20 protein-coding genes and 2 pseudogenes are annotated in these 25952 nt (G+C 43.5%); 1 reads left to right on the forward strand and 21 read right to left on the reverse strand.

Annotated features, from left to right (window positions below):
- Nucleotides 1-25: 25 nt before the first annotated feature.
- From KI379_RS26060 to KI379_RS26145, 18 genes and pseudogenes are all read right to left on the reverse strand, one after another.
- Nucleotides 26-1795 carry an HNH endonuclease gene (locus tag KI379_RS26060; RefSeq protein ID WP_212985408.1) on the reverse strand — a complete coding sequence of 590 codons (1770 nt, stop codon included), beginning with the start codon at nucleotides 1793-1795 and terminating at the stop codon, nucleotides 26-28.
- Between the two features lie 170 nt (nucleotides 1796-1965).
- Nucleotides 1966-2649 carry a hypothetical protein gene (locus tag KI379_RS26065; RefSeq protein ID WP_212985409.1) on the reverse strand — a complete coding sequence of 228 codons (684 nt, stop codon included), beginning with the start codon at nucleotides 2647-2649 and terminating at the stop codon, nucleotides 1966-1968.
- On the reverse strand, nucleotides 2646-3359 hold the full coding sequence (locus KI379_RS26070) for a hypothetical protein (protein ID WP_212985410.1): 714 nt from the start codon (nucleotides 3357-3359) through the stop codon (nucleotides 2646-2648). The genes KI379_RS26065 and KI379_RS26070 overlap by 4 nt, the downstream gene beginning before the upstream one ends.
- Before the next feature lie 130 nt (nucleotides 3360-3489).
- Complete coding sequence (locus KI379_RS26075; protein WP_212985411.1) at nucleotides 3490-5208, reverse strand: ATP-dependent nuclease; 1719 nt, start codon at nucleotides 5206-5208, stop codon at nucleotides 3490-3492.
- Nucleotides 5209-5520: 312 nt separating this feature from the next.
- Nucleotides 5521-5993, reverse strand: a pseudogene (gene tnpA, locus KI379_RS26080) (IS200/IS605 family transposase).
- 489 nt (nucleotides 5994-6482) lie between these two features.
- A pseudogene (locus KI379_RS26085) lies at nucleotides 6483-7166 on the reverse strand (DUF4317 family protein); the annotation flags it as partial.
- Between the two features lie 133 nt (nucleotides 7167-7299).
- Nucleotides 7300-8574, reverse strand: a complete 1275-nt coding sequence (locus tag KI379_RS26090) for an alpha-L-fucosidase (RefSeq protein WP_212985412.1) — start codon at nucleotides 8572-8574, stop codon at nucleotides 7300-7302.
- A 40-nt stretch (nucleotides 8575-8614) separates the two neighbouring features.
- A complete protein-coding gene (locus KI379_RS26095; RefSeq protein ID WP_212985413.1) occupies nucleotides 8615-9712 on the reverse strand; it encodes a mandelate racemase/muconate lactonizing enzyme family protein in 1098 nt (365 codons plus the stop codon).
- Between the two features lie 30 nt (nucleotides 9713-9742).
- Nucleotides 9743-10504, reverse strand: coding sequence for an SDR family NAD(P)-dependent oxidoreductase (locus tag KI379_RS26100; protein WP_212985414.1), 762 nt, complete (start codon nucleotides 10502-10504; stop codon nucleotides 9743-9745).
- A 45-nt stretch (nucleotides 10505-10549) separates the two neighbouring features.
- A complete protein-coding gene (locus KI379_RS26105) occupies nucleotides 10550-11719 on the reverse strand; it encodes an extracellular solute-binding protein (protein ID WP_212985415.1) in 1170 nt (389 codons plus the stop codon).
- Nucleotides 11720-11741: 22 nt separating this feature from the next.
- A complete protein-coding gene (locus KI379_RS26110; RefSeq protein WP_212985416.1) occupies nucleotides 11742-13412 on the reverse strand; it encodes an extracellular solute-binding protein in 1671 nt (556 codons plus the stop codon).
- A gap of 51 nt (nucleotides 13413-13463) precedes the next feature.
- Nucleotides 13464-14366: a carbohydrate ABC transporter permease gene (locus tag KI379_RS26115; RefSeq protein WP_212985417.1), complete on the reverse strand. Its 903-nt coding sequence runs from the start codon at nucleotides 14364-14366 to the stop codon at nucleotides 13464-13466.
- A gap of 14 nt (nucleotides 14367-14380) precedes the next feature.
- The gene (locus tag KI379_RS26120) at nucleotides 14381-15304 is read right to left on the reverse strand and encodes an ABC transporter permease (RefSeq protein ID WP_212985418.1); all 924 of its coding nucleotides are present in this window, start codon (nucleotides 15302-15304) and stop codon (nucleotides 14381-14383) included.
- 107 nt (nucleotides 15305-15411) lie between these two features.
- Nucleotides 15412-16065, reverse strand: coding sequence for a GntR family transcriptional regulator (locus KI379_RS26125; RefSeq protein WP_244879441.1), 654 nt, complete (start codon nucleotides 16063-16065; stop codon nucleotides 15412-15414).
- 171 nt (nucleotides 16066-16236) lie between these two features.
- Nucleotides 16237-17142: a fumarylacetoacetate hydrolase family protein gene (locus KI379_RS26130; RefSeq protein ID WP_212985419.1), complete on the reverse strand. Its 906-nt coding sequence runs from the start codon at nucleotides 17140-17142 to the stop codon at nucleotides 16237-16239.
- Between the two features lie 23 nt (nucleotides 17143-17165).
- Nucleotides 17166-17939: an SDR family NAD(P)-dependent oxidoreductase gene (locus KI379_RS26135; protein ID WP_212985420.1), complete on the reverse strand. Its 774-nt coding sequence runs from the start codon at nucleotides 17937-17939 to the stop codon at nucleotides 17166-17168.
- A gap of 414 nt (nucleotides 17940-18353) precedes the next feature.
- Nucleotides 18354-19535, reverse strand: a complete 1182-nt coding sequence (locus KI379_RS26140) for a DUF4317 domain-containing protein (RefSeq protein ID WP_212985421.1) — start codon at nucleotides 19533-19535, stop codon at nucleotides 18354-18356.
- A 192-nt stretch (nucleotides 19536-19727) separates the two neighbouring features.
- Nucleotides 19728-20297, reverse strand: coding sequence for an SF0329 family protein (locus KI379_RS26145; protein ID WP_212985422.1), 570 nt, complete (start codon nucleotides 20295-20297; stop codon nucleotides 19728-19730).
- 473 nt (nucleotides 20298-20770) lie between these two features.
- On the opposite strand from KI379_RS26145, the gene hcp reads away from it, so the two are divergent.
- Entirely contained in the window at nucleotides 20771-22459 is a 1689-nt protein-coding gene (hcp, locus tag KI379_RS26150; RefSeq protein ID WP_212985423.1) for a hydroxylamine reductase, read from the forward strand.
- Between the two features lie 67 nt (nucleotides 22460-22526).
- Here hcp and KI379_RS26155 read toward each other — a convergent pair whose 3' ends face one another.
- From KI379_RS26155 to KI379_RS34170, 3 genes are all read right to left on the reverse strand, one after another.
- Nucleotides 22527-24533 carry a DUF5054 domain-containing protein gene (locus KI379_RS26155; protein WP_212985424.1) on the reverse strand — a complete coding sequence of 669 codons (2007 nt, stop codon included), beginning with the start codon at nucleotides 24531-24533 and terminating at the stop codon, nucleotides 22527-22529.
- Nucleotides 24534-24746: 213 nt separating this feature from the next.
- Nucleotides 24747-25319, reverse strand: coding sequence for a hypothetical protein (locus tag KI379_RS26160; protein WP_212985425.1), 573 nt, complete (start codon nucleotides 25317-25319; stop codon nucleotides 24747-24749).
- Between the two features lie 289 nt (nucleotides 25320-25608).
- On the reverse strand, nucleotides 25609-25836 hold the full coding sequence (locus KI379_RS34170; protein ID WP_306433706.1) for a GNAT family N-acetyltransferase: 228 nt from the start codon (nucleotides 25834-25836) through the stop codon (nucleotides 25609-25611).
- Between the last annotated feature and the right edge of the window lie 116 nt (nucleotides 25837-25952).

Here is a 25952-nt window from a genome sequence, read left to right on the forward strand (position 1 = left end):
ATTGTTATAACTATGTAATTCGGTATTACGCCAAAACTCGAACTCTTTCTAAATCACATAAAAAAGCGTATTCCTGGCCAAGGACGTTTAGAAAAAAAACAAGTTCTAGCACTAGTTTCTCTTCATTTGCGATAGTTCCTTCACGAAGCATTACACATAGTGATCTTAATGTATACTCCATGTTACTTCCATTAATACTACTTCTATTTCTTATGTCCATCAGTTTTTGCTCAACACTTTTAATTATTGATTCTAAGGAACCATTTCCATCAAGCTTTATATTTATATATTCTAACGTCCCTTGGTTTAATTTAATGTAATTTAAACAAAGCAGTATAGCTTTATAAACACCATCAATACTTTCAACACTCAAATAATGACGTGAGTGAGTAGCAAAAAAAATTTGGACTTCATCTATCCAATTTCTCATAATTTCGATATTTTTAATGTCTGTCAGAATATTGTGTGAGATCACTGATAAAGTAAAATCTGAAGTTTCAAACGTCGGCATTAAAAACTTTCTTCTTTTAAATAAATTATGAAAAAATGATTTTTGTTTTGATTTTTTATATTCAAGTACCACAGGTATTAACCTGTTTTTAAGCCATTGATATGAATATTCAGCATCCCATACAATGTTGTTTTTAAACTTTACACTATCTTCTTTATTATCAATTAAGAAAGACGGCTCCCAGCATAACCAAACCTCTTCATCAGGATAAATAAACGACTCCCATATTTCTCTTTCTTCAGCTTCAGGGTAAACAAATAATCGGTAATCTCTAACTTTATCTTGAGGTATTTCACAGCAAATTTTTAAATATGCTGCCCTGCCATCGAAAATATGCCATTCTGTATCTCCATTCTCGTAATCATGCTCTCTCGCAAATTCAAGAATGTTTCTCCATAATGAACGAGATATCTTTAATAATTTGAACCTACCATTTGAGGAATATGAAAAATTCTGTGTTTTAAATACCGATTCTATAGCTTTAACAGCATTAATATATACTGGAGCTACCTTATCAATTAGTTCACATAACTGTCTAACTATATCTACAGAGAGTGTAAATCTATTGTTACCTAATTGAACAACGCACTCTTTAGTTGCATTATAGGCAACTATAAATTCCCTAAATCCACTTTCTGGACATGAACCAATTCCTTGAAATAGTTTATTTACCATTTCTAAGTGCGAAAATGTTATGTAACAGTCCCGTATACGCAAACTTCGAAAGGCAATTAACAGTGAACCGTGAATCTCAGGAAATTCAGGTAAATTACAATAAATCATCACGTTCTTTGTGCTGATTCGAGCAGAGTTTGCCTCAATTGTCTCAGCCTCGACAAAACTCTCATCATCTTGACTTAAATGGTCATAAAGCTCTTCTGGTGTAACATACCCCTTCTCAATATGCGCTACCATTTGTGCTATATTTTCATCATACTTTTCTTCTAAGTCCAGCTTTTCTTTAATCTCTAAAATCTTGGGGATCTGATTTTCGGTGATTAATAGCGTGCCAGCAACAATATTAATAGATTTGGGTACAAGTTTACCTTTCCTTCCAGTGTTACATGAAGAATGAGATGGCACCAAGTTTTTTAGACTGTTAAATTCGAAATCAACATCAAGTTTCAAGTCAGAAAGAATTTCTCTTTTTAAATCACTATCTAAATGGCGCGGTATAAAATGATCAATGTGAAGTTCTCTCCAAGATACATCCTCGCCGCAATAAAAGCATTTCTTATGATACGCCTTCCAAATAGCTCTCCTTAAATTTGCTTCTATTGTCATCGTCCCCTTTACCACTCTATTTCTGCTTTAAATATCAATTATTCTAGCCATAAGACCTCTTTAAAGCTTATGTTACTCTCCAAATATGTGAATGAGTACCCAAGCCAATGAGAACAAACAACTCGTGTCCCAAGAAAATAGTATGTTGGCCCTTTGTGACTTAGGATGAACTATATTTTGGAAATACCAAATACTCTTTGAGCGACATTTTTCATTATTATTATTAGCAATTCGCTCCTATCTGGAGCCTTAACACCTTCTTGTTCATAGAATTTTCCTTCCGCAAACCCTAAACTTGAGAAGTGTACAACTCCAGAGACAAGATGGTTTTCTATGTGAAATACTGATTCATGACAATTGCTAGAGATTAATTTTATATATGAGCCCTCTAATTCAATGTTCTCAAAGAATTTTTCTCTCCATTTAAATCTACCGTTAACTACCACTCTAACCTCATAATTAAGAATATCAGTTCTTATCGATAAACAAGATAACTTTTCTGAATGAGATAAGACAATGGGGTTATCTTCTTCTTGTGTGTTGTTTTTTCTCTTGTCTAATAACTTGGCTTTTCTTTTTGAAAGCTCATATAATTTCCTCGCTTGATTTGCTAAAAACAGCCCTTTCGTTCTTGCCTTTTCCTCCTTAGTCACTTTTTGCTTATTATCGACCGGGAGAATTTTTTTAAGGTCGTATATGGGCCTTATTTCCTCTTTGGATACGAGTTTAATATTCTCTCCAACTTCTTCAGGAACTATCTCCGTCTTTTCGATTAATTTCATGCTTTTCTCATAGTCTGCGACCCAGTGCATCAATAAACTGTTGTTGAAAAGAGGTATTGACATATCTTTCATATTTCAAAGTACCTCCCCGGTTTCTCATAAAAGGTCTTGAATCTCGCTTTTAATATGGCGGAGTTCGCTACACCACCCTTAGGCACAAATAAAAAATACCTTATTACATTAGTCTTTAGATTGACTCTAGCAATGATTCCATATCCAATTCCTTTTGGGTAGTCTGCTGCGCACTCATTCCAATAACTTTTTAACTGATGCAATGCAGTTATAGGATACTTTTGTTTATCTCCCAAATGAGATTTTACCTCCATCGGTAGATCGTCTGGAAAGTTTGAAAATACTGATCTAGGTAAATTCCAAAGGTAACTTAGTAAACGAGGAACTGTCTTGAATCTATAATCTGGACATTTGGTTGTTGAACTGAACCTTTGAAATGGCATGTTGTAAATAGGCACTTTACAACATGCAGTAAGGGCAGGCATTGCTAATGCCTCACCGATATTGCCTGATACTAAAGGTGCCTTTTTTTTAAAACCTAACATGTCAAACCTACCAACGGGCCTTCCAGTATACGTATTTCTAATAACAGCAAAGCCACCAGTTGCCCCACCTGTATATAATGTGAAGTGTCTGCCTAAGGAAAGCAATAAATTTTCGCTGTATAGAGTACCAAATTGTCCAATCTCCCAATCTGAGAAATGACAGGTGAGGGTATTCCTTAAATTCAAATCACTTGCTAAGTAAAATTCACAGGTAAACACCGGCACTAACTACACCCACTTTTTTCCATTATTATAAGATTTCATCCAAAATCAATTTATAAAAAATATTATTGACTATAATGAACTTAATTATTGAACCAATTTTATTTTGGTTATAAATAAAAACTTTTGTTTTTCAAAAAGTAAATATTTTCCCTTCTTTCTTCTTTTTTTCCATTTCTTCTTCACGAATTTTTCGTTCAATCAACTCAGAAAATAACTCTTCATAATCCTTTTCATTATTTATTCTACGAAATCCGGCATCTAAATTTTTCTCTTCACTACGATTTATTATTTGCTCAAAGATATTTTCAACAAGTAGTTTAGCTTCACCAAATTCACCTGAGTCGGAACTCTCATGTAATATTTGATAAATTACTTGAGTTTTTTTATCATTGGCTATGTCTCCAATGCCAATTGCATTTTCAAAATGTGATATGGAACAAAATACTCTAACATTTTCGCTTTTTTTATAGCTGTATATTTTTTTGCAATTTGTTAGTTGAGCTTTTAATGTTGAAGAGGAATGTTTTTCGTGATTGTCTACATCATGCAATACATCATAATGAGAGCTGAACTGGTTAAGAACCTTCATTAAGGTTGCAATTGTAGCTTTTCCCCTAGCGCGAATTATATGAACATTATAATCTCTTTGCTTTGCAAGATGTTTAAAAGCAATATACTCGGTATCTCCTTCAACAATCACTATTTTATGTGCAAAGAAGAATTCGTTCACATACGAGTCAACATAGTTTAAAATTTTCATATTTTTAATATCATCATCATCAAATTGTTCACTAACAGACTTATATAATTGAATAGCTTCTTTTTCACCAACACGGAAAACTTGTATAGAGGTATGTCTTTCAGATAGGTCTATAAGTATTGGCGAGTGAGTCGAAATCATCAACGGAAGTTTTTGACCAATTTTATAAAGAGAACGACTTAATGCTCGAACTGCTTCTGGGTGCAAGAAAGCTTCTGGCTCATCTATAAGCAACAATTTATTTTCATTTTCACCTAAAAGCTTTTTTTCGATCATATTTTGAATAAGATATATAAGACTCATTCGTTGTAGACCAGTACCTTGATTCGCTAAAGGCATTTTAGATTGCACATTACTGTCTATATGAACACTTGAATTAGTAGACTTTAGTATATCCGTGGATGAAAAGCCTTCGCTTTCCCCACCTACAACGCTTAAAGATAAGTGGTCATTAGAAAATAAAACTCGCAAGTTATCAGAAACATCATTACTTACTTGTTCGAGTATTTTATCCGTATTTAATTTAATCTTTCTTAAAAACTTGGGGTAAGCCTTTTTAATTTGAGAATATTCCTCTGCTAATTCGAATAACTCCTGTTCTTTTTTGGGGTCACCATTAAAATTCTCAAGTTTTTGCAAATCACTTTTTATTATTTCAGAATAAATATTCTGAATTAGATCACTAATATCATCAGGTAACATAGATGGGGTTATGTAAAAAGGCTTGTTACTTAAGATTTCTTCCAATTTATCCTTTAATTCATGTGAATTTTTAATCTCTATATCATTTTCATCATAAAAAATCGGTGCAGATTCCTCTTTATACTTTTTAAAAATGGTAATTTTTTCACCATTAAATTCAAATACTGCTTTTAGGACAATCTTCTGTTCCCTTTTTGAAAAGCAGTCGTTAGGAATAGTTTTTGCTTTAGATTCTTTTTGAAAAAAACAATTGATAGCTTCTAATATAGTTGATTTTCCTGTATTATTTCTTCCAGTTAAAATAGCAATCGAGTCATTAGAAAAGTCAATTGTAAACATTTCACTAAAAACTTTATAATTTGTTACACTAAAACTTATTAGCCTCATAAATATCCCTCCTTCAGATAATAGTTAAATTATACCATGTAATTAGATAGTAAGTAGGTGAAAAAAATCAAATCTAGTACTTAAGAAGGATTTCAATGAAAAATTTAATTACATCTCAACACAAGGCATATCCTAGGCAAAAAATAGCATCGAATCTAACTATCTTTATAAATCATAACCACCCGTCCAACGGGTGGTTTGCTCTTGGGGTATAACACCCTGTTGCCAAACTGTGGCTAAAGACGCTAGCCTGGCTACAAATCTGTTCAGGCTCAGTGTAATTTGTCACTTTCACTTACCAGTTAAACTGGTTTATTTCTTTTTGCTCCTATAGTCGCTGAACGGATCCTCATACTCTTTTACACTCAATTTATCTATTGCTTGGTCGTGTGCTTCTTGTTCGCGAATGTACTTTGCTACGGTTGCTTCATTTAACCCTACGGTGCTCACATAATATCCTTCTGCCCAAAATTTCCTATTTCCGTATTTATACTTTAATTGGCATGCTTCTCAAAGATCATTAGCGAACTTTTCCCCTTGAGATATCCCATAAATGATGAGACGGATATCTTTGGCGGGATTGCTACCAACTTGTGTACATGATCTGGCATCATATGGCCTTCAATTATATCCACTCCCTTGTACTTACATAATCGTTTAAAAATTTCGATTAAATCTTTCCTCACTTGATTATAAATTTCTTTCCGTCTATACTTCGGGGTGAATACAATGTGGTATTTGCACATCCACTTGGTGTGCGCTAGACTATAGTTTTTGTTTGCCATCTAAGCATTCCTTTCCACCCCGCCTGAACATCTCAATTCTATCGGGATGGTCTTAGTGGTCAAACCCTCGATCCCTCCATCCGCATAGCGGGTGGTTTTTTGTTTCGCACGCTTCGCGAGCTCAACTGGCTAAAGCCTAAAATAAAAGGGAGGAGCTGTCCGCTCCTCCCTTTTGCCCACTACCATTGCGCTTTGGCCGCCTTATTCACAAGGTCCTTCGGGTTCATTTGCAAACTCTTGCTCAATATTACTGCTGGTTATTCAACGATGGTCGAAGACGTAATCTTCAATGTCTTTGTTGGTGGCACTTATTGCTATCATTTGAAGATCCGGTACAACCACTAAGAGCTAAAGACCAACAAATGAACAGACTCAACAAAGTAACCATAAAAAGTGCCCCTTCACGGTAGACAGGTGAATCATAGGGGAGCATCTCACTAACCCACTGATGTGACATATGCGAAATCCATCTCAAAAGCTCTTATCCCCTCATTCCGCTTTTTCCAATAACGTCTCTGTAGTCAGCGTAAAACCCTCAATAACAGCATCTTCGTCAACCTCAATCATGATGCAGCGTTTGCCTTGAAAGCTCACCTGTTTGATATACCTTAAATCCTGTGGACTGATCGTAATCGTGGCTACCTTGGTATCGATCTTGATCGATTTGGACGTGAATTTTGGGATTACGCTGTTCGCCTTCAGTTCATAGTTCTTATCGTCAACGATGGTCTCAAACGCCCGTTCCACGGCTTCCTTGGTCACGTTGTCTACGCCGCTTGCGGTCAGCACGCGTTCCACATCGGTGTAATCCAGCTTCGCCGGTTCTTCTTCATCCTGGTGGGATTCAATCACTTGGTGGATCTCCTCGTACACGTGTGCGATCGTGGCTGAGTCCAGTTGTTCACCCGCCACTTCCTTCACGATGTCTTCAAAGATCTCTCGCTCTTCCATCGCCGTCACAGACCGTTCCGCATTCAATACATCCGAGATGAAACGCTCATTTGGATCGTTCGATTTTCCCGTAGCATAGAGAACCCGGTTCACGTCGGAGTAATTGTCTGTCACGCTGGGATAGAAGAACCCTTGCTCCGGTGTGCTGAGCTTGATAATCGGATCGACAATGACATTGTACTTAAACTCTCTCTCCACATAGTCGAACAAGAGCGCCTTCCGCTTTGGATCTTGGTTATTAAGACCGAGCTCATTTCATTAAAGATTTCAGAGTCATTACAATAAATTGCGATTAAAACTTTGCTTAAACTATAAACTCCCCTCCGTATTAAACCATGAAGGGGAGTTTTTCACCTTATTTGCGCACAGGCCAAATGGGTTCTTGATCAAATTCTACAGCAATGACCGTGTTCCATTCGTCGCAGAATTCGGCGGGGACATCGATCCAGATCCGATTTACGCTGTACCTTCCTTCTGTCCCGCTCAAGTGACCGAATATTTCTTCTACTTTGTAAGCGAGTTCTTCTCCCGTCTTCAGCAGCTTAACAGACTTCACTTGGCCTCCTAGTTCACGCACTTCCACAGGGAATCTCGGAATCTCTCTTAGATGCAAGTAGATCGTATTTCCCTTTCGGGTCATAGGTCCATAAAAACAAGGAGGATAATGTTCTACAACGCGTTGGGTTCCATAAATACTGTCACCCGAGTGGGCAAGCCACGCTCCGATTCGCTGTAATCGTTCGATCGCTTCTTCGGGCCAGGTGCCATCGGGCCCGGGACCTACATTTAACAACAGGTTCCCCCCTTTGCTGGCCACTTCGAGCAATGTATCTAGCAGCGTGACTTCGCTTTTATAGGTCGAAGCATCGGAATGATAAGCCCATTGATGATTCATGGTCATGCAGGTCTCCCACCATCCATCCGGCGGATGTGTCGGTACGAATTGTTCTGGCGTCTCATAGTCACCCACGTCCGGCAACCGATCGTTAATGACGAGATGCGGCTGCAAGTTCAACATCATTTGCTTCACTTCACTGCTGCGCCAGCGATCCGCACCGAATCCCGGAACATCGAACCAGATCAGATCAATTCGGCCGTAATGGGTTAGTAATTCACGCAGTTGTTCCATAAAACGCTTATGGAACTGCCACCATCTCGCAGGATCATATGTATTCGGCTTGGGCGATTGAATCCCCTTGCTAATGGGGATGGTAGCGAAATCAGGATCATGCCAGTCAATGGTCGTAAAATACAACCCCACTTTTAACCCTGCTTCTCTCACAGCCTCGACGTAAGGCGCGATCAAATCTTGTTGCGGTCCTCTCTTCGTCGCACAATAGTCGGTCGTTGCCGTGTCGAAGAGGCAGAATCCATCATGATGCTTCGCGGTGAGCACCACGTATTTCGCACCTGCTTCCTTCGCATGCTGAGCCCATTCTCTAGGATTATAGCTCGTAGGATGGAACTCATCTGCCAGACTTTCATAGGTTTCAACATCCAGATGCTGACGGCTATGGGGCATTAAAGGCCAAGAGGCCTCAATTTCGCGTAATGCATACGGACCCCAATGAATAAATACACCGAATCGAGCCTCATCAAACCATTGCGCTTGTGGATGAACTGCTTTCATGCATATCCAACTCCTCGTGATTTAATCGTGAAATAGCATATTACTGAACTCGGTATTCATCAAAATAACGCGGAATGATTTCGGTCGATGCTCCTGGCATCTGCGGCAGCACATAGAACCCGTCCTTTACCGTTGCTGGCTCTTCGAAAATATGACGAATCCAAGGAATATACTCTAACAGAACCGCATTCGGCGTGGATGCAACCAGATGCTGATGAATTTGCCCCATATCGCCGACATGCGGACATATCGGTAAATCGTATGCGGCGGCTAATCCGGCGATTTGCAGCCATTCGGTAATGCCCGCAACACGCGTGACATCCACCTGCACATATTCGACTGCACCCTGATGGATGTAATCACGAAACGCATATTTGGAATACACATGCTCGCCAAGTGCAATCGGTACGTTCAGCTCATCTGCTAATTTCCGGTGATTCATGATGTCATCCGGATTCAGCGGTTCCTCGAGCCAGAGAAGGTCGAACTGTTCCAATTTCTTGCCCCACGTCATCGCTGTCGTGATGTTCCATTGCTGGTTCACGTCAATCATCAATCCGGCTTGATCTCCGATCGCGCGACGTACCGCCTGTACCCGAGTAAAGTCCTCACGTGGATCCGGCTTGCCGACTTTCATCTTGACTGCGGTAAATCCCTCTTCAAGAATGTTGGTCATATCGGCAATGAGCCGATCCTGACTCCAATTCAACCAACCGCCATTCGTATTATAAGCTTTAATCTTCTGTGATTTATGTCCTCCGAGGAGCTGCCACAACGGTTTGTTCAAAGACTTCGCCATGATATCCCATAAGGCAATGTCTACTGCGGCTAAGGCCATATGCGTGACCCCAGCGCGACCAATCCAATGCATCTCCCCATATCGCAGCTCATCCCAAATCTGCTTCACCATAAACGGGTCTTTGCCGATCAGCTTCCTAGCATAATAGCGATCAATGGTCGCTGCGATCATCTCGTCTCCTTGTGCGCATGTGCCTGTATAGCCGTAACCCGTGATTCCTTCATCGGTATAGATGCGAACGCCTGTCACGCCCCAATGTGTAGCAACATTTATCGCGTCTGTAATCGGCGGCGTAATGGGAACGTGCAAAATAAAGCTCTCTGCCTTTATGATCTTCATGATTCAATCTCTCCTGTTCCCTCGATGTCTTCAATAGCCTAACGATGCGCCGCCATCTACCGGCAAGGCAACGCCTGTTATGAATTGCGCTGATTCCGAAGCTAGAAATACGACGGCATCGGCAATTTCCTCTGCACGTGCCGGTCTGCCAAGTGCATGCATCTCATTCAGTGAGGTGCGTACCTGTTCTGGATCGTCCTGCTCCATCGTCCATTTCTCTAGAAGCGGCGTCATCACGCCCGCTGGGCAGATACAGTTCACCCGTACCCTGTCAGGGGCATAATCGATTGCAAGAGCTTTCGTCATGGCAATAATGGCGCCTTTGGTCGCGACGTAGACGGCGTTCTGCTTCTGTCCAACCAAACCGTTCAACGAGGCCATATTGACGATACTCCCACACGTGGTCCTTAAATAAGGTATCGTATATTTAATCATCAGATAGACGCTCTTCAGGTTAATGTCGATTACCCTTGTCCATTCGTGTTCCAATACCTCTTCCAATGGTTTAGGCAATATGGTTGCGGCATTATTGAATAAGACGTCGATCCGACCGAATTGCCTGGCAACATCCGCGACAAGCGCTTGAACCGCCATACCATCGGATACGTCCGTCTGTATAGCCACTGCTGATCCGTTACAGCGAATGATCTCATGTACGACCCTTCGCGCCTCTTCTTCATTAACATCCGCAATGACCACGATTGCGCCTTCGGAGGCGAATCTTCTGGCTGTCACTTCACCGATACCGGATCCGCCACCCGTTACAATGCATACTTTCCCTTCAAAAGACAACGCGCTTCCTCCTCTCAACCCTTATCATGAATGTTTGCTTCTTGCCTAAGAACGGATAAGCTGTTGAATTTGCTCCGATGCGAGGGCTAACGCTTGTTGTTCCGATAATTCACCTATGATGCATCTACGAAGCGCTTGCCATAGAATGTCCTCAGCCGTAGGGTACGTTGGAAACTTGGGTGGTATAATGACGCTCGTAGCGATTGTCTCCTCGAGTAGAGACCAGCGTTTAGAGGCAATGGAATTCGGTAGAGCCTCCCGCTTCAGGCGTTTCATGATCGATTGTCTTACAGGAACATGACCTTGATCCGCATCCATGGCCTGCGCTTCCGGCGAAGTTATAAATTTGAGCAATACAATTGCCTCTTCCACATGTTCGCTGGACGCTGGAATCGCGAACGAATGACTTCCGCAATAAACCGCACGACGACCGCTTGCCGATTTCGGGGTCAACGCAAGGTCGAATACATTAGCGACGGGTGACTCGGAGAGTAAGCCGAAATAACCTGGCCAATCGGTAACCATCGTACTCTCCCCCTGTCGAAAGGATGCCGATACTTCATCATAATGCATATCCGGCAGCCCTTTCGGTGTCCACCCCCATTGATACCATTGTCTGAGCTTCTGAAGGGCCTCGACTCCCGCTTCACTGGCAAACATAGGCTGTAATTGCTCATCGAATAGCTGCCCGCCGCCACTGATCAATAATTCGAAGAAGGTCCCGAATAACCCGGACTCCATCCCAGGGAATACGAATCCCGTGTAGCCGGCTTCAGTTACGCTGGACGCGACATGAGCCAGCTCCTCCCAGGTCTCCGGAACGGATAACCCCAGCTCCTCCAGACGATCGCGCCGGTAGAACAGCAGCCTAGCATCAAAATTACGCGGAATACTCATCAATTTACCTTGCACGCGAGCAAGTTCCAGAAGAGCGGGAGAGAAATCCTCCAGCTCTTCTGCGGTGAATTCTTGATCCAATCCATATAAATAACGGGCTTGCGAGGGAGCATATTTTGTATGCGTCGATATCAGATCATAGGATGGTAAACCATTCTCCATACATTCTTGTACATGGCGATTCAGCTCAGGATGTGTTCCCTTGAACCCAATGTCCACTTGAATCCCGAACTGCTGACTGAATTGCGACAAACATGCATATAGCGGAGCATAGGCAGGACCGTCAATGAGCGCAACCCGAAGCGTCTTGGAATTCATGTCTTACACACACCTCCGTGGTTTATTTCAGGGATGACAAGAACTCAACCGTCTTCGGATCGGACTGGAATGCGGATGTATCGAACGGCTCGGTCATCGCTTTCTGCGCCATCTCCAGATACTGCGTCAAGCCTAGTTTCTGCAAGCCCTCTACATAGGTCTGCCAATCGTTCTCGATGGATTTCGATCCATTAATAAATTGGGCCATGGATTGTTTGACATACTGTTCAATATTCGTCTTCAGCAAGGCGAAGTTCTGGTACTCCTGTGGTTGAATCCAAATCACCCCTGGATACACTTGCTTCGGCTGATGACCGGCATAATTCTTCATCGTCTCCAGCATCAGGAGGGATTCCAATCCATCTGCCGAAAATGGCGCCTTCGCTTCTACAAATCCGTTTCTCCACGTCGTATTCTGGAAAATGGGCCCCATTTGGTTCCAGCCTTCATTCTGCTTCGCGCCGGCAGAGTAGAACTTGTCAGACTGCGTAATGAACAGTGCTTGTTCTCCGCTCAGACCCTTAACCCCGTCTCCTGCTTTGGTCCAATACTTCCCTTCCTGCCCGAAATTCATCATTTGGGTGCCTTCAGGCGTATAGATGAAATCGACGAGTTTGATCATTCGCACAATTTGCTCTTCCGTCGCGTTTTTCGTTACGACGAACGTCAGCGATTTAGGCGTATTTCCGCTGAATGCTGCATATTGGGTACCATCCGGCCCTTTCAAAGGGGGTACAGTACTCCAGTTCGGATAGTTCGGATTCGCGGTATCAATGAATCCCGCGCTGTACAAATACGGTACGACGCCTACTTTGTTCTGCGCAGCCAGCTGCTTGATGACCTCGCCCTTTTGGCTGAAAGCTTGCTTATCAAGGAGTCCTTTCGCGTACAAATCACGGATATAGGTAAGGCCCTTCTTCCACTCTTCCTGCACAGGCGCATAGCTCACTTTCCCATCCTCTACGTTGAAGAAATCGGAGCCATTGTCATAGATGAAGGCATTCATGAGGAAGATGGTCGGATCAAACCCGTCGGAGGTGCCGGACAACGGCACAAGCCCATGATCTTTAAAGGTCTGCAGGACATTCGTCAGCTCATCCGTCGTCGTCGGCATGGACAAGCCGAATTTGTTCAGAGCATCGGTATTAATCCAGAATTTCTGTCCCCAGTAGCAATGAATGCATGAATTATAGCTCGGCACGCCATATATTTTCCCGTCCGGTGCGGTCATCGCTTGCTTCAGACCAGGTGCGGTCTCCATCGCTTTCGTCAAATTAGGAGCATACTTCTCGATATAAGCGTTGAGCGGGACGATGATTCCTTGCTTTGAATATTTCAGGATATCTGACGGTGAAAAGCTGCCCGACCAGAAGGCATCCGGATAGTTGCCACTGGACAGCAGAAGCGATTGCTTTGTTGAAGAATCACTGGATGGCGCGATATTCCATTGGATGTTCAGTTTGAAGGTATCTTTCACATAACCGGTGAACCAGTTCGTTTTGAGGTCTATGACATCGGAAGACGGAACCGCGAAGAAAGAAACATCGACCACTTTGTTCTCGTCAACCGCTCCATTACTATTCGTCGATGCATTATTGTTCGCAGGTTCTGTCGAATTGCCTGAGCATGCGGATAATATGATCATGATGGATGCCATCATGACCGCCAATACCGTTCGATTGATACGAATCATGCATACCCCTCCAAAATTCGAAATGAAAATCACCCGAATGACCCTCCGTGCTCATTCTTTGATGGAACCCACCATCACCCCTTTGACGAAATATTTTTGAATGAAAGGATACAGGATCAACACCGGAATGCTAGCAATCACAATCACGGAATATTTCAGGAGTGTCTTCATATCTTCGAACTGCTTGAGTTGTTCCGGAGATAACGTAATCGAGTTCGTCGAGACATTGTTTAAGACCAGAATTTCACGCAAGATGAGCTGCAGCGGGTAGAGATGCTCACTGTTCAGGAAGATCAGCGCGTTAAAATAGGAGTTCCAATTGCCCACGGCAGCCCAGAGCAGCAATACCGCAATAACAGGCTTGGATAGCGGGAGAACGATTCGTGTTAAGAACTTCGTATCATTACATCCATCGAGCTGAGCAGCTTCATACAAATCATTTGGGATCGAGCTTTGGAAGAATGTTTTGGCGACAATAATCGAGAAGATGTTGAGCGCGCCTGGAAGGATCATCGCCCAACGTGTATCGAGCAGATGAAGAGATTTGATCACGAGATAGTAAGGAATTAATCCCCCGCTGAACAGCATCGCGAACAACAGCGCCCACATGAGGACTTTCCTGCCCATAAACGTCTTACGTGATAAGGGATAGGCCATCATGATGGTTAGAGCAACGCTAATGATAGACCCCGCTACGGTATAGATGAAGGAATTGAGGTAACCCGTCCAGATTTGCTGATATTGGAACACGGCTTGATACCCGTACCACGTAGGTTCTACTGGGAACAACCATACTTTACCGGACATGACGGCAGCCGATGAACTGAACGATGAGCTAACAATATAGATTAGGGGGTATGCGACGCATAATAGAATGATACTTAGAAAGATATAAATAACGACGATGCTCACTCGGTCGCTCCAAGGCTCGCGAATGTGTTTGGCTTTCTCCATGGCTATCCCCCTCATCAGAACAGACTCGAATCCGAAAATTTTCTGGCGAGCACATTCGTTGTGAAGATCAGAATGAACCCAACAACGGAGTTGAACAAGCCAACGGCGACCCCGAAGCTGTAGTTGGTGTTCACTAACCCAATTTTGTACACATACGTGGATATGACTTCGGACGTGCTCAGGTTCAACATGTTCTGAAGCAGAAAGACTTTCTCGAATCCTACGCTCATCAGCCCGCCAACGGCTAAAATGAATAGCACGATGATCGTTGGGCGAATCGCAGGCAAATCGATATGAATGATTTTCTGAATGCGGGATGCACCGTCAATTTTAGAGGCTTCATAGAGCTCTGGGTTCACGTTCGCTAATGCTGCAAGATAAATGACGGCGCCATAACCCGTCTCCTGCCAAACGCCTGACCAGACATACAGAGATGAGAACGCTTTCGATTCGCCTAGAATATCATAGACATTTGCTACGCCGAAGAGATGGGATAATTGACCGTAAAGTCCTGTTGTGGGGGATAAAATAATGTTAATCATGCCGACTAACACCACGGTGGAAATAAAGTATGGGGCATACGTAAACATTTGCACGATTTTCTTAAACCGTTGATTTTTCACTTCATTGAGCGCGAGTGCGAGCAGGATGGCGGCAGGTGTTCCGATACATAATGCGTAGATACTAAGAAGGAGGGTGTTTTTGATAATTGGCCAGAAGTAAGGTGAACCGAAGAACATCTCAAACTGCTCCCCCCCGATCCATGGGCTGTGCCATATGCCTTGTGTGGGGTTGAACTCTTTAAATGCAATCTGGATGCCGATCATCGGGACGTAATTAAACGTGATAAGGAACAGAACGGGTAATGCCACGATACAATAAAGCTGCCAATGCCGATAAATGTTTTTCCTCCACAAACTCACTGTGCGAATAAACATGATCGTCCCCTCCGCTATTATGTAATCGCATTCAAAATAATAAATCGTGTATGATTTATTTTGAATAATATCATACACGATTTATAGTGTAAAGCGGAATATGGAAGTTACTTAAAGTTGTCTCGCAACCGTTGATATGCCTGGTGTAGATGGATTCTGGAAGCTTCTACGGCTTTTTCTGTATCGTTCTCGAGCAAAGCTAACACGATTCTTCGATGTTCTGCAATCTCCGCGCTCATGTCGATCTTGTAATGGGCTAAATTCAAGTAGCGGTGAACCCGTTCGATTAAAGCCGTGACCATCTGCTTCAGGTTCTCATTGCCTGCATAAGCCAATATCGTTCCATGCAGATCATGGTTCATCTTGGAGATGATATTCTCTTCGTGGCTCGCTTCCCACATGTGTTCAACCGCATCGAGCTCTTGCAGAATTTGTTCGAGTCGGAACTTAGGGATATGCGGAGCAGCCTTTCGAACCGAAAGTTCTTCTAACGCATAACGAATTTCGAAGATTTCGTCGATATCCGTCATGTTCATTTCTGCGACATACATCCCTTTAAACGGTACGACTTTGACAAATCCATCGGAAGCCAAGCGGAACAACGCCTCTCGAATCGGGATATTGCTGACGCCCAAATCTCTCGCTAATTGATCGATATTGATTTTGTCTCCTGCGGATATGTCATGGGACAGGATTTTTTTCTTCAACAAATCATAGAGTTCATCCGTTAATACATGGCGGCTCAATCGTTTATCTGCCAAAGGGCTCATCTCCATTTTTTACGAGTTGCCCCAAGTATATCATGTATCATATATGAAATGTACGATTGCTATGGCAAATCCATCCAATCCAGGCGTTATAAAAAACGCACATCGGATGCATAGCTTCGGTGCTGAAAACCGACTTTTTTAAGCACGAACTTTTACGGATATTTACGACTCGGCTACCATCGTATTGGTGATGGATCCCAGCTTTTCGATTTGTATGGTGACTTGATCGCCGTCTTTCAGATACACCTGCTGCTCTGGCGGATAACCGAGCACAACCCCTTCTGGGGTTCCAGTCAAAATAATATCGCCGGGAACAAGGGTCATATGCTGGGAAATATAGCTGACGATCTCATCGCAGTAAAAGATCATATCCGACGTATTGGAATGCTGACGCACTTCTCCATTGACAAGGCATTGAATATCCAGATCATTCGGATTGCCGACTTCATCCGCCGTGACCAAATACGGCCCCAAAGGCGAAAATTTATCGCAGGATTTGCCGAGCAGCCACTGAGGGGTGCGAAGCTGCAAATCACGAGCGGATAAATCGTTCACATTGCAATACCCGAATACATGGGAAAGTGCGTTTTCTTTGGAAACATACTTGGCCGTTTTGCCCATGACGATAACCAGTTCTGCCTCATAATCTACTTTCTGTGAAACTTTCGGAAGCGGAATCTGTTCGCCGGCTCCTGCCAGGGTGTTGTTAAATTTATTGAAAAGAATCGGGTATTCCGGAATCGGTGCATTCGTTTCTTCCGCATGCTTCCGATAATTCAAGCCTACACAGATGATTTTATTCGGATGGGTCACACAGGGCCCAAGCGTTAGTGACGACTCCTGCAGCATAGAAGCGCGGATTGCATCATCGGATTGCAGCACATGATCCACATATTCGCGAAGGGCAGCCAGTGCTTCATCTCCGCCATCCAGCACCTCATGGATCGTTGTTGGAATCGCCGTTTCAGATGGGATCAGGGATAGCGCCCCTAGGACATCCAGGACTCCCTCATCCGTTTTCACTCCAAGCCGATATTGGTCATTATGAATAAACGTTAGTAATTTCAAGAGCTCACCCTCCTATTAAAATGTTAAGCATCCTTGCCGAAGACGACGCCGCCATCGATATACAGCGGAGAGCCCATCATAAACTTCGACTCATCCGAGGCAAGGAACAAAGCCGCTTTAGCTACATCTTCCGGTCTGCCCAGTTCGCCGCTGAGCTGGCGTTTCTTAAGGGACTCAATCGCAGCTTCGGGATTCTCGTAGCTGTTATTCAAATAATTCTCCACAAAGGGTGTCAGAATGGTTCCGGGGAGCAGCGCATTGACACGAATACCATAAGGCGCATAGTCTACCTGCATCGATTTCGTCAGTGCCAAAACAGCACCTTTCGTTGCCGAATAGGAAGCGCGCTTCGCCAAACCGATTTCCGCGATGCACGATGACATATTAATGATAGAACCCGATTTGCGCTGCATCATATGCGGCAGAGCATATTTGCTCGGCAAGTACACGCCGCGAATATTCACACGCATCACCCGGTCCCATACATCCGGTTCAACCTCATGCAAAGCGCCGACACCGCTAATTCCGGCATTATTGAACAGAACATCGATATGGCCGAAAGCAGCAATAGTCTGCTCCACCATCGCTTGGACTGAGGCCGGATCCGTCACATCCGCTTGTATGAACATCCCTTTACAGCCCATTTCAACGATTTCCTGTACGGTTTCTCCTCCCTTCTGCGCATCCAGGTCGTTAACAATCACCGTTGCCCCTTCTTGGGCAAAGAGTAATGCCGCAGCTTTTCCGATTCCGGATCCGGAACCCGTAATAAGCGCTATTTTTCCTGCCAGTCTCATTTTGACTCCTCCTATTCAATTGACTTCGCCTAAAACAATCGCTGACCCGGGAATAAGCTGGATGGATGATTATGATGAAGGGTGCTCCGAAAAAAAGTTATTCCTTTCTTATCATCAGAATCTAATATCACGTTCTCTATTTCAGTACTCCAATCCTTCTCTTCATAGAAAAAAATTACACTGTTCCATGCGAATTGACCTGGAGCGATTTGCTTCGGTTTTACAATGCTGATGAGCATCTGCACCTTCGCCGGATCTGAGTATCCCCATGACCAACAAATGAACAGACTCAATAAACCAAACACAAAAAAGCCCCCTCACGTAAACAGATCAAAACCTGTCTCCGTAGGGGGAGCATATTAACAAGCTACCGATATGACGTATGAGAAATCCAATTCAAAAGCTATTATCCCTTCAATCCGCCTTCTCCAACAACGTCTCCGTCGTCAACGTAAAGCCCTCAATAACGGCATCTTCGTCAACCTCAATCATGATGCAGCGTTTGCCTTGAAAGCTCACCTGTTTAATATACCTTAAATCCTGTGGACTGATCGTAATCGTGGCTACCTTGGTATCGATCTTGATCGATTTGGACGTGAATTTCGGGATCACGCTGTTCGCCTTCAGTTCATAGTTCTTATCGTCAACGATGGTCTCGAACGCTCGTTCTACGGCTTCCTTGGTCACGTTATCTACGCCGCTTGCGGTCAGCACGCGTTCCACATCGGTGTAATCGAGCTTCGCCGGTTCTTCCTCATCCTGGTGGGATTCAATCACTTGGTGGATCTCCTCGTACACGTGTGCGATCGTGGCTGAGTCCAATTGTTCACCCGCTACTTCCTTCACGATGTCTTCAAAGATCTCTCGCTCTTCCATGGCCGTCACAGACCGTTCCGCATTCAACACATCAGAGATAAAACGCTCATTCGGATCATTCGATTTCCCCGTCGCATAGAGAACCCGGTTCACGTCGGAGTAATTGTCCGTCACGCTGGGATAGAAGAATCCTTGCTCCGGTGTGCTGAGCTTGATAATCGGATCGACAATGACATTGTACTTAAACTCTCTCTCCACATAGTCGAACAAGAGCGCCTTCCGCTGCTTTTCCGTAGAGTTGACGCTGCATAGAATGAACGGATGTCCGAACACTTCGTCGTTCCCAGTCTCCTCCGCTGCATCATTCCTCGCCTTGGTCGGCCGGTAGTATTGTCCGCGTACGAACGTGATGACCGTATCCCGTTCGTACGTCGTGTCCGCCAACATTTTGTTCACGAGCAGCATCATCAGATCCTGCCACTCCTCCGGATCTCCCGTCTGGATCGCTTGGTGAAGCAGCACCTTCGAAGGGTCCTCCGCTTCATCCTGAAACTTAAGCTCGAACAGCTTATGATCCAATTCACCGGTCAGCAGCTTTTTGAAATTGCCCATGTACAGCTCCTGCTTCTCCCGGTCCACTAACTCAAAGGGATTCCGCTCCCAATGATAAACCTCGTTCGTTTCTTTCATAATGTACACGTTCAGAATATCGAAAATCTTCATTAATTCATTATCCATCTTAAACTGCTTGCGAATGTGCGCGATTTCTTTCTTGTTCATAGTTCGTCAGACAACTCCTAGAAAGTAAAATTGGCTATATCAGTATAAACGAAACAAAAACCCTTCGCTATACAGAATGAACTAAAGCCATGTTATAGGCCGCTGTCGGACGCTTATAACAGGAGTTCGATGTAAAACTCTAGTTCAATCGATATAGACGGGGTTCTCGTCAAATACGAAAGTTATGAATTCTCAACACGTGCTGCGCCGCAGCTCATAAAAATACTGCACAGCAGGATGCTTTAACTTCATTTTCTCGGACATGTTCAAAATCCGCTTTTTCCCAACGCGTCTGTCCACCAAAGCCAGAATATTCAATAAAATATCTTTGCTCTCGATGTTTTCTTCTATAGAAGTAGATAAAAATTGATTAGCCAGAGCGACAAAATTGGATTTGCTTAATGAAGCCTGTGCTGACATAAGCTCCTTGGCATACCCTGTTATTTTTCGGTTTCTGGCAATGACTTTTAGACGATCCTCCGGAACGGTCCCTTTCGTGTCCTTTCTGACCGCCTCCATTTCTTCAGGGCTGATCGGAATTTGGATATCGGGATCATTCTTAATTTCCAGCTCGGACTGGTACCACCGGATTTGACTCGCTTTATCATTCATTCGGAGGACGTCCTTTTTATCTACCGAAATATAACAAAGCCCTGCTTTATCCGGTAAATAACGATAACCCGTTGCACGGTATTCAACCCTTCCAACTAACGCAGGACTGAGGAAACTCTCCAGCTGCTGCTTCAATTTACTCCAGGACATGGTTCCTCCTCTATTCTCAAACCAAGCTATCTTTTATTTAAAAATAACTCTCGTTTCCATTGTGCCTCTGTTCAGTATGAATAACCCCCTGCTAAAAAACAACCCACAAAGTCTGCACTTTCATTCTCCTTCGTTTCGGTGTCACACTTTTTCCGTACGAACGGGAACAAATCATCAAGGTCTCTCGTTTCAAAATCAGCCCACGCCGCTCCACCTCTTTTTCAAATTCGCCGAGCATTTCTTTATTTTCTTCCTTAAGCAGGGTCTTGATTGCCCGTATATTTCGGCCAGTCGCCGAGCGGTACCCGTTTGTTCTTCGCCTCCGGATCGTATGTCCTGTTCGTTTGTCCCTTAGTGATGTTCATCACTTTTTCGGTGATCGCAGCGGAGTATACTGTTTCTGACAGTCCAATGACAACGCGGAAGTATGTTGACCTTAGGCCACCAATCACTCACGAAACGGGGGAGAAATCATGAATAGTAACGCGACAGAGCCGTCCTTGAATCATCAGCCGTCCATGTTCTGCTATCAATGCCAGGAAGCATCCAAAGGAACCGGCTGCACCCTTGTCGGCGTATGCGGCAAACCGCATGACGTGGCGAACCTGCAGGATTTGCTGATTTATCTGCTGAAAGGGATCTCTTTTCTCAGTCTGGATGTCCGGCTGCCGGAAGTGCTGGAACAGCGCGTATCGCTGTTTATCATGGACTCCTTGTTTGCAACCATTACGAACGCCAACTTTGACCGCGAGGTTTTTGTGGGGAGAATCCGGGAAGCGATCGCGCTCCGCGGCGAAGTACGTGCCTATTATAACGAACAATATCCGGAAGGAACGGCTCATCTCCCTGATGCTGCCGTCTGGGAAGCGGATCATGAATCCGCATTGGATGAAAAAGCACGTACCGTTGGTGTCCTCTTCACCCTCAACGAAGACATCCGCTCGCTGCGCGAATTGATTACGTACGGCTTGAAGGGAATGGCTGCTTATACGTATCACGCGCTTCATCTGGAGCAAGATGACATCGAATTAAACCGGTTCATGCGACGTGCGCTTGCGGCTACGCTGGATGACAGCCTTGAGGTGCAGGATCTGGTCGCTTTGACGATGGAAACCGGAAAATACGGGGTGAACGCCATGGCGATGCTGGACGAAGCAAACACATCCGTGTACGGGCATCCGGAAATCACGAAGGTCAATATCGGGGTTCGGAACCGGCCCGGCATTCTCATCAGCGGCCACGACCTGAAGGATTTGGAAGAGCTGCTGAAGCAGACGGAAGGAACCGGCGTGGACGTGTACACGCACAGTGAAATGCTACCTGCCCACTATTATCCGGCTTTCAAGAAATATGAGCATTTTGTAGGCAATTACGGAAATGCCTGGTGGAAGCAGAACAGCGAATTTGCGTCTTTTAACGGGCCGATTCTGATGACGACCAACTGTATCATTCCGCCGAAGGACAGTTATAAGGACCGTATTTATACGACGGGCAACACCGGGTTTCCTGGCGTCCGCCATATCCCGGAGGCAGCGGACGGCGTTACCAAGGACTTCTCCGTACTGATCGAGCAGGCAAAAGAGTGCCCGCCCCCAACGGAGCTGGAAACCGGCGAGATCATCGGCGGCTTCGCCCATGCGGCTGTGATGAACGTGGCCGATCAAGTCGTCGATGCTGTGAAATCCGGCGCGATCCGCCGGTTCTTCGTCATGGCCGGCTGCGATGGACGGATGAAATCCCGGAATTATTACACCGATTTTGCGGCTGCACTTCCCAAAGATACGGTCATCCTGACTGCAGGCTGTGCCAAATACAAATACAATAAGCTGGACTTAGGCGACATCGGCGGAATTCCGCGGGTTCTGGACGCCGGGCAGTGCAATGATTCCTACTCCTTGGTCGTCATTGCTTTGAAGCTGAAGGAAGTATTCGGCCTTGAAGATATCAACGAACTGCCGATTTCCTACAATATTGCCTGGTACGAGCAAAAAGCGGTGATCGTGCTGCTTGCCCTGCTGTATCTTGGCGTCAAACATATCCATCTGGGCCCCACGCTTCCTGCATTCCTGTCGCCTAACGTGGCCAAGGTCCTCGTGGACAACTTCGGGATCGGCGGCATTACCAATGTGGAAGATGACATGAACCTGTTCCTGGGTGCCTGATGTCTCCGTCTAAACCAAAAAGAAGACATACAGGAGGATCCTGTTGTCTTCTTTTCTTTTAGACTTTTTATCCCAGCACTAACTCAAACCGGGCGAAAATATCTTCTTCATACCACATCGTGAAATTCGTTCCCCATGTGGTGTTCAATAGTGTAAACGTAAATTTATGGTTGTCTGGATGGTATTTGTTGTTATAGCTTAGATTGTTATTAGTTCCGATTCCCAAGAGAGGGGCATCAATCGGTTTAATGTTGATTTTTTTATCGCTGCCATCGTACATTAACTCTTCAATCATGTGCTGCAGCTTATTTCCGTGACCTACCACTTCAAATGGTGAAATCACGGTATCCATTTTACGAATCTTCGTTAAGTACGGCGAATTCAGACGTGGTGTCATATCAAAAGAATAAATTTCCGGATAACGAATGGCATCTTTATCCTTCAATAAAAGTGCAATTTCAACTTTATCTCCAAATTGATATTTAACCTTTACCACTCTTGGAGCACCATACTCCTCCACAGCTCTTTGGCTATACTTTAAAGTGGCAATGATCGAATCATTTTCCTTAACTAATTTAATAACATGTGGTGTGAAATGTTCATTCCATTGAATGCGTTTTTGGATTTCCATTCCTGGCTTTAAGAAGTCAATGGCCCACCAATTATGCTGCAGCTCACGCAAATAGTTGTAACGCAGGTTATCATAGTCATTTTGCCCGGCAATGGTATAGCTCAGCACCCCGAGTTTGCTGTCCTGATCAAAGTAAAGGATTCCATCCTTTTCTAAGTGGTTGATAGAACCATCGCTCGCAAACATCACTTGATACCCGTTTATCGAAATCAATTCTTCCAAACCACATTCAGTCCCTTGGTTTTCAAAAATATGATATGGAACTTCGATTAGTTTTTTAATGTTAATTTGATCTTCAGGCTCCAAACAAGCGATTGCACGATCAACGTTCTTTCGTTGTTCTTTCCAGGAAGACTCATAAAATTTGTACGAACGATCCGTCCACTCATTATAAGTGAATTTCATTTCGCCAACCGTTGCATCTTTAACAATGCCATAAGCGTAGGTTAAATCAGCATCGGTAATTTGGTCTAAACTGCGCGCTCGCTGGAAGTCTTTCTTTTCATAATTCATATAGTCACTGAAATAGCGTTTGATATCCATACCCCAAGTATGCTCTGGAACTAACATCGCATAGAAATTAGCATCATCATTTTCGATTTGGTGATCCAACATGTATTTCGTTAAAATCCGGTAATCCCGAATGATTTTCGGATCAGACATCGTTCCGTGAATCCATGTGTCCCCAATCTCCTCTGTAATCACTGGCAGTTGGTCACGTACTTCCCAAAGTTCATTGGCGAACTGATCCATGGAAGTCATTTCAAGCTCATAGTCTGGATACGCATTCGCCATTTTTGACAAGTAAGCGTTAATTTTCTCTTTTGTTCCTGGACCACTGTTATCATGCGTATGCATAAACGCCAGCTTGTTATCCATGCAATCCACTCCGATGACGCCGCCATAGTCGTCTGAATAAGAGACAATGATCTCACTTTCGCCATGCTTCCATAGAAATGTATCCGGAACCTCTGGAATGGAGCTCGAGCCATTTACACCAATGTGTAGGAATCTAATGCCTTGACGATATAACTCATCAACAATCCCGATCGTATGTCCTGGGACGTCCGTCATCTTTGCGCTTGTTGTTGTGTATCCATAACGAGCATCTAACTTCTTGGAGATGGAAATGATGTAATGTAACGTTTGAGGTGTCATCGCTTCAGAGTGAAACGTACATGGGATCGCGTGCCAGCGTATGTAACCTTTCTTTATGGCGTCGTCTAGCTTTTGACAAGCTTCTTCATCCATGTTTTTGAAGTAATATTCAATAAGAAAGCTGCCTGTTGTCCAAACAAAGTCTTTGCCCTCTTTTCTTAAGTCTTCAGCTAAAGTGATTGCGTTTTGAATGTATTCATGGCAATACTTGTGCAAGACATTTTCAGCCAAATCGGTAAAACCAATGTCCAAATGAGTTTTGTTGACCACATAGATTTTTTTCATTGCTATCATCACGCCTTTCTTACGTCGTAAATATCTACTAACGAGAACATGAATTTGGATCGTGTTATCTGATATGATAAACGCCCAAACGACATCATTCTTTGAACGAACGAGACAACATTTTGTATGGTGTGGACATGATGATGAATAAAGGAACAGCTGCCGGCCCACGGCATGCTGCTCCCTTATTTTGGACTATCGGTTCCTGTTAGCTTAATCATTTCGAGCAATATTACGAATTATTAGTTCAGGAGAATTTAAAGTCGAGTATCGATCAAAATGAGAATGACCAGCATATGAAAATGCCAAGTGTGCACAGGAGTGAGTCAACAATTCAAGTCCTAATTTTGAGATATTTAGAAGGACAAGGTCTTTATCCCCATTTATTCTTAACTGCCTTTCATACTTCCAACTTTCCCATTTACCCCAAAAAGCCTCATCTTCGCTGCTTTCAATATTCAAATCAATTATTTCCTCTGACTTTGAGCGATTAAGCACCCATTTTATTTCTTTAATAAGCTTTCGGTTTAATGGAGTGACAGCACCATTGAAAATAAATATGTCGGAATTCGAAGGACTTTCCCTGCGAAGGTAAAGCACGTCATCAGTGTCATGACAATGTTTAAAAAGAGCTGATAATAACAACATCTCAGGTGAATCTTTCGCATCAATGAGTAGAAGTCGCCCCATCTCTTCATTCACAGTTACTCCAATTTCCTTTTGGTGTAGAAGTACAACTCTTAAATCAAGTGGCCCTAATCTAATTTCGTATCGATCTAAAATCAAATTGTTAAACCTCCGTCAAATGATTAGCTCCAGAATAACAACTTTTCCAGATGATTGAACTATCCTGCCCGTTAGTTTCATGAAAAAAACAGCCGGTTTTGGGACGGCTAACTTCAAATGTCTTTATTGAACTAACGTAGCCCGTTAGCTTAACAATATTATGTGATAAACTCGTTGGTTTTCCTGCCTGTATAGTTTCTGAACAATTACCATTTGAGTATTCTATTATAACCTACGTCCAAAATGCCTTCGCAGGAATGTTTTTCTCCAACCAAATCCCTTTAAACATCTAAATAACTTTAAGCGCTGATTCTTTACCAATTCCTCGCTTCCGGTACTTTTTTAATATGAAAAACTCTGCGATTGAGAACTTTGGCGGTTCACAATCTGCTGCAATTTTCCGTACTAAAACAAAGCCCGCCAACTTGTCAGACTGCATTATAAGGTAAGAATATATTACGCTGGATATTGTAAGGCGATCAACAAAGAAGTCAAAGTTCAACATGCTAAACCGCATCTCTATGGTACTGTTTGGTTTTGTCTAATGACACAAATGTGACCCCATTACGAACTATTAATGATAAAATATAGAACGCATGTTCCTTTTTTTGTTGGGAATGGTTGTAAAAAAAC

Origin of the sequence: Paenibacillus cineris (genome assembly GCF_018333335.1) — a bacterium.
Classification (GTDB): Bacteria; Bacillota; Bacilli; order Paenibacillales; family Paenibacillaceae; genus Paenibacillus_AQ; species Paenibacillus_AQ favisporus.